Consider the following 15702-nt stretch of genomic DNA (forward strand, 5'->3'; position numbering starts at 1 on the left):
GGTTGAGCAGTCTCCCTCGCAACAACTTCAGAATACTAAAAACATTTGCGTATTTAAAGCGTTTACACCTGAGATGGCACATCGCCGTAAAAAGCGTCATGAACTTGTTCATAAATGTTCAAGATCGTTCAATTGTCGTCAATCCTGCAAACAAAAACGGCCTCGAATCTTTTGCAAGACTCAAGACCATGACGATTTCTATTAGTTCACAGTGGAATAGGTTGAACAGTGTGAATATCGACAGACTGCTTGATCACGTTATCCCAGTCGTTGGGACTCAGCTCACCCAACACGTGCAGCTGCGTCAGCATATTTCCCAACACACTGGCTTCCACCGGTCCGGTTACCACTGGCCGGTGGGTGTAGTCGGCGGTGAGTTGCACCAGCAGCCGGTTTTGGATCCCGCCGCCAAACATATTAATGGCTTTGACGGGTTGGCCGGTGACTTCTTCCAACTCGGTCAGGACCTGCTGATAAGAATGGGCCAAACTTTCCAGCACAGCGCGAATCAGTTCACCCCGGGTTTGGGGCAAATGCTGATTGGTTTGAGTCAGGAAACGGATGATCTTTTCTTCCATTTCACCTGGGGTACTGAACACCGGGTCATTGGGGTCAATCGTACTACCAATACTGCGGGCGGCAATGGCGTCTTGGGTGAGCTGGTCGAAACTGATGCTGGTACCCAGATATTGCCACTCTCGTTGGAGTTCTTGCACGATCCACAGACCGGTAATGTTCTTAAGCAGATTATTGTCGCCAAAGAAGCCGCCTTCGTTGGTCAATCCCGCGTTGAAGGCTTCGGTTGACGTGATCGGTTGGGCGGTTCCTTGGCCAACGATCGACCAGGTGCCGCTGCTGATGAACGCCGTGTGCGTGGGCGCAGCGTCAATGCGAGGGGTGGCGAGTACACCGGCGGCGGTGTCGTGACCAGCACCGGTGATGACCTGCATCTCCGGATTCAAGTGCAGTTCACTTACGATTTGAGGCACGAGCGGGCCTAATAATTGGCCGCCCACAGTCAAAGGGCCAAACCATTTGGCTGGGATACCCAGTGCCCGCAGAATCTTGGCGTCCCAGGTTTGACTTTCCGCGTTCACCAGTCCAGCGGTGCTGGCAATGGTGAATTCGTGGCTGCGCTGGCCGCTGAAGAAAAAGCCGATCAGGTCGGGCATCATCAGGACATCTTGGACCTGTTCCGGTAAGAATGGATAACGTTGTAAATCGGCGAACAGTTGCAGGTTGGTGTTGATGTTGGCCGGTTGGACCCCCGTACGCCGGAACAGCTCGGCTGGGGCTATTTTTTGCGCAAAACTGGCGGCGGCCGCTTCCACACGGTCATCACGATAACTATGCGGGGTAAACAACACTTCATCGTGCGCACTGATCATGCCATAATCCACGCCCCAGGTATCAATGCTCATGCTGGCGAGTTGACCCAGATCGTTTTGGGCGATACTTAACCCATATTTGATTTCTTGAAAGATCTTCAAATAATCCCAGTACAGGCGATTGTGGATTTGGACTGGCCGATTGGCAAAACGGTATTGTTCTTTCAGCGCAATTTTGTGCCCGTCAAATTCCCCAGACATCACCCGGCCGCTGCTGGCGCCTAAATCAACGGCAATGATATTTTTCGTCGCTGTCATGGGCATTAACCGTATAACGGGCCGAATGTCCGGCAGGCATTAAAATCGGCGGCCTCTAGGTTTTCGGTGCCCAGCGAGGACCAAGCCCGGGGGCGGAAAATATCGGCTTCGGGCACATTATGCATATTGACCGGAATGCGCAGGATGGCGGCCAAGGTAATTAAGTCTGCGCCGATATGGCCGTAACTAATCGCCCCGTGATTGGCACCCCAGTTGTTCATCACATCGTAAACGGACTTGAACGCACCATGACCGGTGAGCGTCGGCACAAAGAAAGTGGAGGGCCACCCGGGATCGGTTCGTTCATTCACCGCCGTAAAGACGTTTTCTGGCAGATCTACCGCGTATCCTTCAGCGATCTGAAGGACTGGACCGACACCTTTGACTAAATTGAGCCGGCTCATGGTCACGGGCATACCGTCTGGACCGCCTTGGGTCACATAATTACTGGAGAAACCGCCGCCTCGGAAATAGCCAATGTTAGCGGGAATCCAGCGGGTATGCGCCAAATTGGCCTGGGCTTCCGCCTCACTGAGGTCCCAAAACGGTTTGATGGCCGGTTGTCCATCAACCTTTTCCTGACCAGTGGCATCCAGCGTTTGGGCGCCAGAGTTACTCAGATGTAAGAAACCGCCTGCGGCCAGACCGGTGAGCTGTTCGCCGCTCACTCGTTCAACAGCGGCCGCACTCCAATAGGTGCGCACATCAGCAAAGATTTGCGGCGTGTTGGTCAATAGATAGTTGAACAGCATCGTCGCCCCGTTCAGACTGTCGTTTTCCGTGGCAAAGACATGGGGTGCATGGATGCCGGTCCAGTCATACTGGGAATTCATCATGGCTTCCATGTAGTCGCCATTGGGGAAATGGTCGGTCCACTGACGCTGGCCTTGGAAACCGGCCGCAATGGCATAATGACCATCGGCTTCTTCCTTGAAACCCAGTTCGGCCAAGCGCGGATTGCCGTCCATTAAGTCTTTGGCAATGATCAGCATCTTCACGCAGGTTGCCAGTTGGTCGGCCTTTTCCGCATCGGTGAATTTCTCTGGATTATCGGCATTATAAATATCCGGGCCCACCGGTGTGTTTTCTTTGGCCCAAGCCAGCGCCTGGTCAAACTCGTCTGGATCATAAATCTTTTCATCCATCCGACGCACTAACTCACTCATATCAATATATTCGTTGCGCATGCCTAAGTAATCTTGGAAAAAGTCAGGATCGACTGTGGACCCGCCGATGCCCATGGCGACGCCGCCAATGGACAAATAGGCCTTATTGCGCATGATGCCAGTCGCTAAAGCACTCTTGGCAAAACGGAGCAGTTTCGCTTGCACATCCGCCGGAATACTGGTGTCATCCGCATCTTGCACATCTTCGCCATAAATGCCAAAGGCCGGGATGCCCTTTTGCGTATGCACGGCCAGGGCGGCGGCCAAATAAACGGCGCCCGGGCGTTCCGTGCCGTTAAAGCCCCAGATTGCATGGGGGAGATCTGGACTCATATCGATGGTTTCACTGCCATAACACCAGCAGGGAGTGACTGTGATCGTGCCGCAGATGCCGGTACGATCAAATTTTTCTTTAGCTGCTGCGGCCTCCCGCACTCCGCCAATGGTGGTATCGGCGATGACGGTCTGCACCGGCGTGCCATCGGGGTAACGTAAAGTTTTCGCCAATAAATCGGCCACGGACTGGGCCATCGCCATTGTTTGGGCTTCTAAAGATTCCCGAATCCCTTTGCGCCGCCCATCAATTGTGGGACGAATACCGATTTTGGGATAATTGATTTTTAACATATCGATCCTGCTTTCTATCATTGTCAGAAATGGAGCTGCTCATGCTCCTTATATTAATCGCTTACATTTTCACTGAGAAGCAACGGTGCCACTTCTGGCAAGTCGCCATATATTCGTGCGCATTTCGCCATAGTTCGCCACACTTGTTCAGAAGAGTACATCAGCGCCGGCTTGCTGCCAGGCGCGGGACAGGGTCTTGCTGGGGGCTTGATCCGTCACGATCGCGTTAAGCTGATCAATGCCGCCCAGGCGGTAATAGCTCTTGACGCCGAACTTAGAATGATCGCACAGCAGGATGGTTTGATCCGCATGGGCCATCATTTGCCGCTTCATACTGCCTTGGGTTTCGCTGGACATATACACGCCCTCGCCCGTCACGCCGACGCAGGAAATGATCGCCAGATCGGCACGGAAACTATTGATGAAATCCATCGCGGCGTCGCCGACAATGGATCCGGAACCAGTGCGCAGCCGGCCGCCGGTGACAAAGGTCTTCACGTTCGTCGCACTATCCAGGGTGACCGCCAGGCGCAAGCCGTTGGTGATCACGATGATATTGCGCAGCGGGGTGAGGTAGTTGGCCATGAAGGAGGCGGTACTGCTGGAGTCGACGAAGATGGCGTGGTTGTCACCCAGAAAGACGCTGGCCGTGTCGGCGATCTTGCGCTTCTCGGCTTCGTGTTCCTGTTCACGGAAAAGATAAGACAACTCCACATTTTCAGGTTTGACCAGTTCCACCCGGCCAAACTTGCGGGCAATTTTACCCATAGTTTCCAACTCCAATAAGTCTCGGCGCAAAGTTGAGGCGCTGACAAAGAGGGATTCCTGTAAATCGCCGGTGGAGACGGTGCGTTTTTGCTGGAGAATTTCCAGTATTTTGGTTAATCGTTCATTCTTAAACAACTTGTTCACTTCCAATCAATCACTTGCCTGTATTATACAGCAACCGCTTACTTTTACGATAACTAACGTTTTTTAATTGTCGGGGCGACTTCTTGGTGGCGAGTGATGACGAAGTGTGGCGAATTAGTCGCCAAAATTGTGCCCCCCGTCCAACTCCGATGTGCAAACGATATCTTGACTGTTTTTCCATTTATACTAAAGGCAAATATTGATTGAGAGCGAGTGATCATAATGGAAATGATGTTCCAGAAAGAACGGGCTGATTTAGCGCATACCGTCCAAGTGATGTTTGACCGGAAAGATACCAATATTGCAGGCGGTAATATGTCGACGAAGGTATTTGACCAAGATGAACATCCTTACATCCTCATTACGCCCACTTTTATGTCCGAAACGTATTATGCGGAATTGCACCCGGCGCAAATATTAGTGGTGGATGCAGAAACAGGGGAAAAAATTGACGGCGTCGGGGAAGTCACCCGGGAGATCAACATGCACGAAGAAGCCTACCGGGTCCATCCTGGTATTCGTTGTGTCTATCACTCTCACGCCGAAGAGTCGATGTTTTGGGCTACCAGCGGACTGGATATGCCCAACGTGACGGAAGCCACCCGGGAATTAGGGCGAATTCGCGTCTTGCCCTTTGCACCGGCGACCAGCAAAGCATTAGCGGATATTGTGTACAATGCGTTGCTGGAAATCGGTGATAAGGCCATGGAAAATGTCTTTCTTTTGAACAGTCATGGCATCGTCATCACGTCGACTGATCTGCACATCGCCGTGCGGATCTTGGAAACCCTGGAATGGAACGCCAAGATTGCCTATCAGCAGACGATTTTCATCAAGCTGGGACTGCTGGATGACTATCAATCCTGCGGTAAGAACTACAAAGAGCCGTATAAGGAAGTGCCGCTGATTGCAATTCCGGAGATTCCGATCAAGGCGAAGGACATGCCGTTCCCGGAGAATCCGCAGCGTCCGGAAGCAGAAATGCGGCCGGGTGAAGTGGGGAATGATGAGGGCTATCACGCCAGCGTCTAAATGTATTTCGGTCTGCTTCCGGTTTGTTTGCACAGAAAAAGGTTTCTTGCGCAGGAGCAAAACAATCTGCGTAAGAAACCCTTTTGCGGTTAAAGAACAATCTGCCACAATGCGATAAAGATCAATCCGGCGCCCATGATGCCCACGGTCACATTCATTACTTTGGTCATGATGCGGCGTTCCTGATCGTCCATGTCCTCAATCATACTGATGTTGTAGTCATTGAATGGGCCGGCATCCCAGAAGCCGACGTAGTGGGACAACAGGTCCTTTTCATGCGCGCTCAAGGGGTTGACACCGGGGTGCAATAACAGCTTATCGTCAAACATCTGATACATGGCATTACTCAACATCGCCCCGTCCCGATCCTTGGCGGCCTGCGCTGTGATTTTTTGAAAGGTGTCGGCGAATCGTTGCCAATCCCGCTGGTCATCTTCGGTACTAATGAGCGGCTGCCATTCAGCCAGTTTAGTCTTGAAGATTTCCATCACCGCTGGGAAATGGCGGCGCTGATAATGATTATTCCACGTCAGCCAGCGGTTATCCCGCATCAAGCGGGTGTTTTGCCAGTTGGAATAGGTGAGCCATATCAGCAAGCCCAACGTGAGCAGGGTGTTCGAAAGGTTAGGAAAGCTCCAGGCTTGGGCCAAGCGTTGCAGACTGCCAAAGAGCCAGAAGGCGGAGATCAGCAGGCTGACGGCGGTGGAAAGCAGTTGGCGTTGCCGCAGTTGCGGATTTTTCCACATTTCGTCATAAATCGTCTGGCGGTGTTTCAGAAAAAGCACCATGTAATCTAGAATATCCAGGGAGTGCAGTTGGCGGTAAGCACGCATGAAGGTCACCATGATGACGATCAGGGCGCCAATGTTCAGCACGCGATTAATGTTATCTAACAGCGGCATGGCCCAGTTCCTTTCTTGTTCAGAAATAGCGTCTCTCTATTTTAGAAGGAAATGCGACCTGCATCAAGAATGCGGATTAGTTTCTGGCTGCTTTCAAATCCAACTTTTGCGATTGCTGGTGAGTCCGCAACAATAGTACCGCGGCTAAAGCACCGATCAGCGCAATGACGGCCGCCGTCAGAGTTAATGCGATCATCCCATTATCAAAGGCCCGCACGACAATGGTTTGGATCTGGTGGGCAAAGGGACTTTTTGCTAACCGCGCAGAAAAGGCGATGGTGTGACCAGAGAACGGTCCGGCGTTGATTAGGGCATCCTTAATGCCGTTCAAAGCCTGCGTCGGCATTTTTACCTGGGGTAACGCCGTGTTGAGATGGGCCATGTAACTGTTGTTCTGGATCAAGCCCAAGCCAACGACCCCCACAGTGGTGCCAAATTGGCGGAAGACATTGAGCAGTCCAGAGGCCATGCCCATCTCGTGGGGCGCGACGCCAGCCATACCGGCCGTGTTCAGCACCGGATTGACGATGGCGTTCGTGATCCCGATCATGACCATACCCGGCCACAGTTCCAGGAAAGATACACCGGGCGCGATGACCCAGGCAATGGTCAGGTAGCCGATACTGCCGATGAGCATGCCGATACTGATCATCCATTTACTGGAGAAGCGGGCGGTCAACAGGCCGACGACTGGTCCTAACACCAGCGACCAGACACTCATGACTAATTGACGCACGCCGGTTTCAATGGCGGAATAGCCAATGTAGTTCTGCATCAGGGCGGTCAAGAATGCATTATACGCATAAATACCGGAACCCAGTGCAAAGGCGACGATAACGGTGCCGACAAAGTGGCGTTCCTTGAACATCCCTAGGTTGATCATGGGATGAGCGACGCGGCTTTCAACAAAAATAAACAGACTCATTACCGCGATCCCGCCGATAAGCAGGATGGCAATCTCAGGATTAGTCCAGCTCCAGCGGGGATGGCCTTCTTTGACGATCAAGCCGTAAATGATGGCGAATAAACCAATGGCCGACAGCAGCATGCCGCCGACATCAATTTTTTGATTTTTACCATAGCTGGGTGTTTCTTTCACGTACACGATGGTCAGCACAACGGCGAGAATGCCGAAGGGGACATTGACGTAGAAAATCGCGGGCCAGCCGAAGTTTTCAACCAAATAGCCGCCGATCAAGGGACCGGAAGCCGTGGAGATTCCGATGACGGAACCTAAGATGCCCAGGGCGAGCCCCCGCTGCCGACCGGCAAAGTTAGATGCCACTAGCGCCATGGACAACGACATCATCCCGGCGCCGCCAATAGCTTGCACGCCCCGGCCAATATCGAGGATCAATAGACTGGGCGCCATACCATTCACAGCGGATGCCACGACGAACAAGATGAGCGAACCCAAGAAGATCTTCTTCCGGCCGTACATATCGCCGAGTTTCGACATAATCATGAGCGTCACGGCGTACACCAAGGTGTAGGCGTTCAGGACCCACTGCAGATCGGTGAACGTGGTGTTGAAATCCTTCACCATGGTGGGCAGGGCGACGTTGACGACGGTGACGTCCAACAGGCCCATGAAGACCCCCAGACCCATGGCCGCCAGGGCGATCCATTGTTTAACGGTGGTTTTTTGCTGTTGCTTATCCATTCTTTGCCTCTGCTTTCTGCTACAAAGTATTTTACTATTTATGACACAGTAATCGACTATACACTATACTATGTATTGACTAAGTTTATCGGCCTTAGGACTGAAGTTAGGCGCATTCGACTCCAATTTACTCGCATCGCAGTACCGAGGACATATTGAGTGAACAGCATGTGGAAAACGAGACTAACCAGCGCAGGTAATGAAACGGGTCACGCTCCAAAACATAACGCTATTCCTTTTTTCTAGGTTCCATTTTTGTTGCCGTTTATCCATTTTTTCCCGCTGCCTGTTGAATCAAAACTTGGCGGGAATCATTGATCCAATCCAATTTGGTGTGACAGAGGGCAATGCTCAATTCGAGATTACGGATCGTCCACTGGACATACGGCTTGTTGGTACTTGGCTCTTTGAGAACATTCTGCAGATGAGTCAGGACGCCTTCATAGGTTTTTAAGTCCGCCTGGGTTTGTGTTTCGTAATCATTTAAAATGGCTTTTTGATGGGCCAAGTCTACAGCCGGCATGCCCCGAAACTTGAAGCGAAACATCGATTCCCGCTTGGCATCCGGGGCGATGGGTTCAGCCATCAAGGCCAAGAAGCGTGCTTTGCCTGCTGGCGTAATCTGGGCCACCTTTTTATTCCGCGGATCGGTTTCATCTGCCAAAAATTCAATGTACCCATGGTCTTCTAACTTGGCCAGCAACGGGTACATTACCCCATTGGAAATCTCTCGTCGGGGAACAAGGCTGCTTTCGACCACTTGGCGTAGTTTATACCCAGTCATGTTGCGGGACATCAGCGTTCCGAGAATCAATAATTCGTACATGCATACCTCCATATGTCGTAACGACTGGTTAATAATAGGTCGTTTCGACGGATTGTGCAAGTGAAAACTTCCATGAAAACGACTTTTTATTTCTGCAAATAAAAAGTTGGCGTCAAATGACACCAACTAAATATAAGAAGAAGTACGTTTTCACATTCTTTGAATAAGGCGTTTTGACAGATCGATTGTAATAATAGTCGGAGCCAATTGAGGGGGTGACCTGCTGTGAAAGTAATTAATTCTTCGGCTGGAACAGCAGCCAACTCAAGTTATCAAATAAACGAGGTGGGAACTATTGAATAGGAAAAGCTCTGGGAGAAAACCTTGGGTTGCTTATTTAAACTTTGCAAGAGCTGAAATCATCTCGTCCAATTTCTGTTCCCAATCGGGCGCCTTAATGATTCCACTTGTTGCGCCACTGCCATCAGCACCAAGCATCATTACCTTCTCTACATCTTTTCCGGTACTGACACCGGCGGCCTGCATAATCAAGATGTTAGGATCGACATCACGAACGGCCTTGTTGGTTTCTTGAATGTAAGCCTCATTGCTAGTGTTGCCTAGGCCAATCAAGCTGGTAGGCTCACAAATCATTGCTGTGGGATGTAATTCAGCAATGGCGGCACTTTGCGCAGGTGTATCGCTGCACACGACTGTCATCAGGCCAATTTCTTTAGCGCGTTTAATTGTGGCATCTAGAGTAGCAATCGTCAGTGGTTTTTCTGCGTGGTTTAACACGACGGCCTTGACGCCCTGATGCTTGAGTGCTTCTGGCAATACATGACCCATACCACGACCTGGTTTGAGTGAATCCATGTGTTGGGCAGTGATGATCAGATGACTTGTCGATTTCACGATATCGGGGATATCAACTAATTGAGCGGTGAACATCACATCTACTTGGTATTTCTCGGCAACCTTATCTGATAGTTGTGCCAGTTTCAAAGTGTCTTGCCCAAATAGATAAGACTTTGGATTGACAATAAAGAACGGTTTCTTCATCACATTTCACTCCTGTTCTGTGTTAGTCTCCGTACTGGTATTTATTGGTTTTGAATACGCCGAAATAGTGCTCAGCAAGATTCTGAATTTCATCGCGCTGATGTTCGGCCATTTCGGGTTCGTTTTCGAATGGCTTTTCTTGGGCGGCTTTAAGTGAAATGTTGGCGAGATCAGTGTAGATATTGACCTTGGTGACACCTAGTTCCACGGTCTTGGTCAGATTTTCATCGCCAGACGAGGATCCACCATGAAGAACCAGGGGAATATTGAGTGCTTCCCGTAAAGCTTGAAGTCGCTCAAAATTCAACTTAGGAATCCCATGGTGCTTGTAAACGCCATGAGAGGTACCGATCGATACCGCCAGCGAATCAACTTGCGTTTCATTCTGAAATGCAGTTGCTGCGTCTACCTCGGTGTAATTGCTGTTATCTTCGGTAGAATTGGTACCAACATGGCCAATCTCGGCTTCTACATTGACCCCTCGTTGATGGGCATATTCGACAATTGATTTAGTGGTTGCAACGTTTTCTTCGAAAGACTTATCGGATGCATCAATCATCACGGACGTAAAACCATTGGCGGCTCCCCATTTAACCAAATCTGGATCGGTACCATGGTCTAGATGCAGGATGACAGGTACGCTGGCTTTTTCACCATAGTATTTGCCCAAGGCCAGCGCATCGTAAATGTTGATCTCTGCTGAATGCTTTTGCGCCCATGCCAGAATAACGGGTAGATTTAGTTTTTCTGCTGCTGCAAGTTCTGCACGAATAGAGTTGCTATCCCAATAATTAAAGTGGGGGAGCGCAAATCCCTTATTCCGCGCTTGTTCGAGATACAACTTTGAAGTGACTAACATTTTTACTATCTCCTTTGTCTGTTACTTGAAATATTTGGCTACATACTGACCGAGAAAATCGCGCGCAACTTTAATGTTGTTCTCGTATTTGCCATCATCAGTTGCCCACATTTCGATGACAAAGGGTCCGCGATAGTTCAGCCGATTTAAAACCTTCATGCAGCCATCAAAATCCACATCACCCTCACCATAGGGCACATTACGAAAGCTGCCCTTTCCGTCTCTGGAGACGTATTTAGCATCTTTGAAATGGATTTCAGTGATACGGTGAATGCCTTTTTCGATTTCCTCGCCAGCTTTGTTTTCTGTCCATGCGGACAAATTTCCAAGATCTGCAAAGATTTGGAGCCATGGCGAGGGAACATTACGTTCAATATTCAAGATGTTACTGATACTACCGGCAAAAGAGTCATCCATTGTTTCAATGGATAAAGGAACTTCTTTTGAGGCAGCATAATCAACACAACGTTGAATGTTTTCAATGTAGTATTCACGACTGGAAACTGTCTTTGGTTGTTCAAAAACATCGTACCCGGACGTTAAGATGTTTCGTGCACCCAATGATACAGCGAGATCAATTGCTTTCTTGATTAAGCTGATGCCTGACTCGCGAGTATCTTTATCCGGTGATCCGAGTGGATACTTGCGATTGGCACTGACGCACAATGACCCAATTCGAATATCTTCAGCAAACATGAAGTCGACGATGCTTTTTCGGGTATTGCGATCCCAATCCAAACGACTCAACCGATCTGGATCTTCATCAATACTGAGCTGCATATAATCGAAATCGTACTTCTTGGTCAGCAATAATTTCTGCTCAAGCGGCAACGATTTTGGCATTGCCTTTTCGTACAATCCAAGTAAGTTTGACATTTAATCGCCCCTTTGTGGCATACTCCTATTCCTGTGCTAATTCGGTTACCTTATTCATCCAGGTGGAATATAGTGGATAAATTTGTTTGTACAATTCGTAATACTTCTGGTATTTTTCGTGATTCTCGGGAATCGGGTTAATTACTCGATCGTATGTCACCATTGCATCCGTCGCTTCGAACAGATCTTTATACGCACCACCAGCTACGGCAGCAATGATGGCCGATCCGATACAAGGCGCCTCAAGTTGGGTGGGCACTTTCAATGGAATATTGGCAACATCTGCGTGAATTTGCATGAATAAATCGTTGTACGCGGCACCGCCGCAAATAATGATGCTCTTGGGTGCAAATCCGCTTTCCTGGAATGATTGAATAATGTTATACGTTCCGTACGAAGTTCCTTCCATGATTGCACGGTAGATGTTGGCCCGAGTTGTGCGCAATGAAAGGCCGTACATCATTCCACGAATGTTACCGTCAGTATAAGGGGACCGATTGCCCTGCCAGAAGTCCGTCATCATTAAGCCGTCAGAACCTGGTGCGATGTCTTGGGCACTTTTGTTCAATAAGTCGTAAATAGAAATGCCCTGTTTTTTTGCCTCGGGGTAAAGATCTTTGCACATATTTTTAACAAACCACTTGGTAATTGATCCAGTTGATACTTGACCACCTTCGACTAAATTCAGTCCACGAGTCAGGCTGTTGCTGTACGTTCCCCAAACACCGCGTTTATTGACGTTGTTCTTGGTTACTGCGAATAAGAGGTGAGACGTACCGGTAATTAGAGCTGTATCATTGTTATGGATAGCGCCAATGCCGATCATGCCTACATTTGCATCGACACCGCCTTGCCCAACAATAGTTCCTTCTGGTAAACCCAGGTTGGCAGCGGCAGCAGGGGTTAATGTGCCCAATTTATCCCCCAAACGATTGATCTTTTGAGGGAACTTTTGCAGCACATCACCAACACCCATTCGGTTGTAAAAATCTACAGGCCAACCACCATTGTTTTCGTCATAGAACCAACGAATGGAGATATTATTAATGTTGCAAGCCCAGTTATTTGTTAATTTATAACCGAGCCAATCCGCTGCCTCACAAATGATATCGGCTTTGTTGTAAACATCAGTAGCTTTTTCTTTCAGCCACATTGCCTTTGGCAGCATCCATTCTGGGGATACCTTGCCGTACCCAGTGATCCGCAATGTGGGATCGCCGCTAGCAGACACGCGGGCAGCTTGTTTTGTTGCCCGTAAATCCATCCAGAGAATTGCATTCATCAGTTGGTTGCCGCTACGGTCACAAGCAATGACTGTGCAACTCGTGACGTCGTAGCTCAGCGCAATGATATCCTCTGGTGCAATGCCCGCTTTTTTGATGGCATTTTTTGAAACCTTGCCGAGTGCTTGCCACCAATCAATGGTTGACTGTTCCGCCCAACCATTGTGTGGGATGACAGTTTCTAGGTCCTCAGTGGAGAAGACAATCTCCTTACCCTGTAGATCAAAAATCCCAACCCGGACTCCGTTAGTACCATAATCGATACCCATGACGTATTTCTTACTCAATTTCAACATCTCATTTCTTTTTGTTGTAGGTTATTCGCCAATCAGCGCGACATTACAGTTGCGAGTGCGGACGCGGTTTTGATCCCAGTCGACAAAATATAGATAACCAACTGTGCCAATTAATAGTTCTCCGTCTTTGATGACAACAGTCTCGCTTGATCCGAAAATCGAGGCACGGATATGTGCATCCGCGTTCAAGATTGTCGCTGGATCAGCATCATATGAAGGGTCCGCTTCGTTGAGTTGCTTCAAAAAAGCAACATGTTTTGGGCCCGGATACAGATAATCTGATTCGGTCATTTCACGCGGTACGATCTTATCCAGGATTTTCACCATATCGACTTGGAGCAGCTCGTCGTCATTCCAATCCTTGTCATGAGTGAACTCATCAAAGATCACAGAACAGGTAGTATGCGGTGATGAGACCAGGCAAATTCCGTTTTGAATTCCGGTGGACTTTACAAAACTTTTGACCTCATCAGTAATGTTGGTAAAAGTGACCCGACGGCCATTTGATTTAACGTGTAACTGTTTGTATTCGAATTTCATCATTACTTACTCCCTTTTTAGAACGCTGCATTAATTAATTGACACACTTTGATCCAGACCCAACCGATCCAAGTAGTGGCGCTTCCGATGAAATTCGTCATGTATTGAATTCCCTTGGGAACCGCGATCTTGCTCATTCTGGCGGCATTTGTATAGAACACACCGATATCGGTGCCCACATACATGATGCAGATTAAAATGAGAGTGCCAGCAATTGTCATTCGCAAAATATTCCGCTTGGCGAATGGGGTGATGAGTGCCAGTAAGAACATCAATGATGCTAAGTCAACGAAAGGAAGGACCTTATTCCCTGGAAGAATAAAGGCCAGTACAATTGCGATTGGGATCAAGATTAAACCAGTGGCCAAAACAGAAGGTTCACCGATCAGAAGCGCTGTATCCATCCCAATGTAGAACTTGCGATTTGGGAACCACTTCTTCATCTGCTTCTCAACGGCATCACGGACGATTCGCAAGCCAGAAACAAGAATGTCGATCATTTTTGGTAGCAAGACCATTGCAGCGGCAATGTTGACCGCTAGTGTGAGAATCTTTGGCACGTCATATCTAGCAAGTGCAGCAATTGCGGCCCCAAGCAAGAAGCCAAGAGTCATTGGTTCGCCAAACACGCCGAAACGTTTTTGAATTTTTTCTGGATCCAGTTGAACCTTATTTAATCCTGGAATCTTTTCGATAATCCAGTTCGTGGCAATTCCAAATGGAATCCAGGCAAGACATGTCAAGTGGGGGAAAGAAATCCCTTCCAAGTCGATTGACTTATATTGCTTTTGAATAATCGGTGCAGTCAGGTCTGCCACAATCAATGTCAGAGCGAAGATTACCCAAGTGCTGATAATAGACAGCCAGAAATTATGCGTCGCCGCATAGACGTTGGCGCCAAGTAGTAGGAAAATCCAATAATTGAAGATGTCAATGTCGACCGTTTTTGTAACTTTCGTGATTAGCAGTATTGTATTTAATGCAAGGAAACCAACGACTGCAACGGGCATTAGTGGTGACCCCCAGCCAATGGTTGAAGCAGTTGGCCACCCTGTATCAACAACGGTTAAGTGCAAGCCCATGTTACTAACCATTTGTTTGGAGGCTGGACCAAGATTATCAAGAAGCAAGTTGATAACTAATGAAACGCCTGTAAAACCAATTCCGACGAGCATTCCTGCTTTGAAGGCTTGGGATACTTTCAAACGAAAGATCATACCAACGAAGAAGAAGATAATGGGCATCATTACGGCTGCCCCAAGACCTATAATTGAATTAATGAAGGACATCTGGAACCCTCCCTGTTTACCAAAGTGTTGGATCACTGGTATCAACTGCGGTGTAACCTTCGCGGAACGCGCGGTTGATGACTTCTTGCTTACGGACAAAGCCGCCAGCAATTAGAAACTCGTTCGGCAACTTTTCCTTTAAGTCCTGCACCTCCTCGATTGCGTTAATGGCGGGTAAAACCTCTATTCCAGAAAAGTGGGCTCCTTTTAGAACGTTTTCGCTTCGCTCCAACGAGATGGAATCGACGAGAAATAGACGATAAATGGTTTCCAATCCTAACGAGTTGGCTTCAAAAAGAGCGTGTAAGTTCGCGGAAACAACACCGTCGACCTTATAGGCGTTCTTGAGGAGTTTTAATCCCTCGCGATCGGCCTTAAAGCCATTCATGAACTCCAAATGGACAAAAGCTTTCTTTTTGGCTGCGTGAATTGGTTCGACAATCCCGTGCAAATTACAAATGTTGGTTTTAGTCAAAAACAAGATTGGAGCGTCTCCATTGCAGGCCTGGTCCAAGAATCTCAGATTGTTTACGGAAGGAATTACAAACTGTTTCATACTTTATCCATTTCCTTTCCAATTTAAGAAAAAGTGCACAAAAAGAGGGCACCTAAGAACATAGTGTATACGCACACTATCTTCTTGGGTGTCCTCTTTTCTCTAGCCCCAATGTGTTACTATTCACTTTTCGACTGTAATGTATCACGGAATGTATGCGTTGTCAATTAGAGTGCTCAAATTTTTTTGCGGAGTAAAAAGAAACTCAAATACCAGCACTGGCCTGT

Annotated in this window: 14 protein-coding genes; 1 reads left to right on the top strand and 13 read right to left on the bottom strand. The window is 48.5% G+C overall.

From position 1 onward, the window contains the following. Positions 1–206 precede the first annotated feature (206 nt). The 3 genes from FD09_RS01125 to FD09_RS01135 all read right to left on the bottom strand — a co-directional run bounded on the left by FD09_RS01125 (position 207) and on the right by FD09_RS01135 (position 4342). On the bottom strand, positions 207–1646 hold the full coding sequence (locus FD09_RS01125; RefSeq protein ID WP_057817407.1) for a rhamnulokinase: 1440 nt from the start codon (positions 1644–1646) through the stop codon (positions 207–209). 5 nt (positions 1647–1651) lie between these two features. After that, on the bottom strand, positions 1652–3439 hold the full coding sequence (locus tag FD09_RS01130) for an L-fucose isomerase (RefSeq protein ID WP_057817410.1): 1788 nt from the start codon (positions 3437–3439) through the stop codon (positions 1652–1654). 147 nt (positions 3440–3586) lie between these two features. Continuing rightward, positions 3587–4342, bottom strand: a complete 756-nt coding sequence (locus tag FD09_RS01135) for a DeoR/GlpR family DNA-binding transcription regulator (protein WP_057817412.1) — start codon at positions 4340–4342, stop codon at positions 3587–3589. A gap of 231 nt (positions 4343–4573) precedes the next feature. On the opposite strand from FD09_RS01135, the gene FD09_RS01140 reads away from it, so the two are divergent. Further along, positions 4574–5383 carry a class II aldolase/adducin family protein gene (locus tag FD09_RS01140; protein WP_057817414.1) on the top strand — a complete coding sequence of 270 codons (810 nt, stop codon included), beginning with the start codon at positions 4574–4576 and terminating at the stop codon, positions 5381–5383. Between the two features lie 89 nt (positions 5384–5472). Here FD09_RS01140 and FD09_RS01145 read toward each other — a convergent pair whose 3' ends face one another. The 10 genes from FD09_RS01145 to FD09_RS01190 all read right to left on the bottom strand — a co-directional run bounded on the left by FD09_RS01145 (position 5473) and on the right by FD09_RS01190 (position 15475). Continuing rightward, complete coding sequence (locus FD09_RS01145; RefSeq protein ID WP_057817416.1) at positions 5473–6285, bottom strand: hypothetical protein; 813 nt, start codon at positions 6283–6285, stop codon at positions 5473–5475. 76 nt (positions 6286–6361) lie between these two features. Next, positions 6362–7948, bottom strand: a complete 1587-nt coding sequence (locus FD09_RS01150) for an MFS transporter (protein WP_057817418.1) — start codon at positions 7946–7948, stop codon at positions 6362–6364. 265 nt (positions 7949–8213) lie between these two features. Next, positions 8214–8774: a PadR family transcriptional regulator gene (locus FD09_RS01155; RefSeq protein ID WP_057817420.1), complete on the bottom strand. Its 561-nt coding sequence runs from the start codon at positions 8772–8774 to the stop codon at positions 8214–8216. A gap of 333 nt (positions 8775–9107) precedes the next feature. Then, a complete protein-coding gene (locus FD09_RS01160) occupies positions 9108–9776 on the bottom strand; it encodes a triose-phosphate isomerase (RefSeq protein WP_057817422.1) in 669 nt (222 codons plus the stop codon). Between the two features lie 22 nt (positions 9777–9798). Beyond that, positions 9799–10635: a class II fructose-bisphosphate aldolase gene (locus tag FD09_RS01165; protein WP_057817424.1), complete on the bottom strand. Its 837-nt coding sequence runs from the start codon at positions 10633–10635 to the stop codon at positions 9799–9801. Between the two features lie 21 nt (positions 10636–10656). Further along, positions 10657–11493 carry an L-ribulose-5-phosphate 3-epimerase gene (locus tag FD09_RS01170; protein ID WP_162261460.1) on the bottom strand — a complete coding sequence of 279 codons (837 nt, stop codon included), beginning with the start codon at positions 11491–11493 and terminating at the stop codon, positions 10657–10659. 43 nt (positions 11494–11536) lie between these two features. Then, entirely contained in the window at positions 11537–13081 is a 1545-nt protein-coding gene (locus FD09_RS01175; RefSeq protein WP_162261461.1) for an FGGY-family carbohydrate kinase, read from the bottom strand. Between the two features lie 30 nt (positions 13082–13111). After that, positions 13112–13630 carry a YjbQ family protein gene (locus FD09_RS01180; protein WP_057817431.1) on the bottom strand — a complete coding sequence of 173 codons (519 nt, stop codon included), beginning with the start codon at positions 13628–13630 and terminating at the stop codon, positions 13112–13114. Between the two features lie 17 nt (positions 13631–13647). Then, a complete protein-coding gene (locus tag FD09_RS01185; protein WP_057817433.1) occupies positions 13648–14919 on the bottom strand; it encodes a PTS galactitol transporter subunit IIC in 1272 nt (423 codons plus the stop codon). 16 nt (positions 14920–14935) lie between these two features. Continuing rightward, positions 14936–15475 (bottom strand): glycerol-3-phosphate responsive antiterminator, encoded by a 540-nt coding sequence (locus FD09_RS01190; RefSeq protein WP_057817435.1) that lies wholly within the window; start codon positions 15473–15475, stop codon positions 14936–14938. Positions 15476–15702: the final 227 nt, after the last annotated feature.

This window comes from Schleiferilactobacillus perolens DSM 12744 (assembly GCF_001435585.1).
Lineage (GTDB): Bacteria > Bacillota > Bacilli > Lactobacillales > Lactobacillaceae > Schleiferilactobacillus > Schleiferilactobacillus perolens.

What these genes read in the sequence shown, in the direction of transcription:
- FD09_RS01130 (WP_057817410.1), bottom strand. Translation starts at nt 3,439, where the DNA reads ATGTTAAAAATCAATTATCCCAAAATCGGTATTCGTCCCACAATTGAT.
- FD09_RS01150 (WP_057817418.1), bottom strand. Translation starts at nt 7,948, where the DNA reads ATGGATAAGCAACAGCAAAAAACCACCGTTAAACAATGGATCGCCCTG.
- FD09_RS01165 (WP_057817424.1), bottom strand. Translation starts at nt 10,635, where the DNA reads ATGTTAGTCACTTCAAAGTTGTATCTCGAACAAGCGCGGAATAAGGGA.
- FD09_RS01145 (WP_057817416.1), bottom strand. Translation starts at nt 6,285, where the DNA reads ATGCCGCTGTTAGATAACATTAATCGCGTGCTGAACATTGGCGCCCTG.
- FD09_RS01185 (WP_057817433.1), bottom strand. Translation starts at nt 14,919, where the DNA reads ATGTCCTTCATTAATTCAATTATAGGTCTTGGGGCAGCCGTAATGATG.
- FD09_RS01190 (WP_057817435.1), bottom strand. Translation starts at nt 15,475, where the DNA reads ATGAAACAGTTTGTAATTCCTTCCGTAAACAATCTGAGATTCTTGGAC.
- FD09_RS01180 (WP_057817431.1), bottom strand. Translation starts at nt 13,630, where the DNA reads ATGAAATTCGAATACAAACAGTTACACGTTAAATCAAATGGCCGTCGG.
- FD09_RS01140 (WP_057817414.1), top strand. Translation starts at nt 4,574, where the DNA reads ATGGAAATGATGTTCCAGAAAGAACGGGCTGATTTAGCGCATACCGTC.
- FD09_RS01125 (WP_057817407.1), bottom strand. Translation starts at nt 1,646, where the DNA reads ATGACAGCGACGAAAAATATCATTGCCGTTGATTTAGGCGCCAGCAGC.
- FD09_RS01155 (WP_057817420.1), bottom strand. Translation starts at nt 8,774, where the DNA reads ATGTACGAATTATTGATTCTCGGAACGCTGATGTCCCGCAACATGACT.
- FD09_RS01160 (WP_057817422.1), bottom strand. Translation starts at nt 9,776, where the DNA reads ATGAAGAAACCGTTCTTTATTGTCAATCCAAAGTCTTATCTATTTGGG.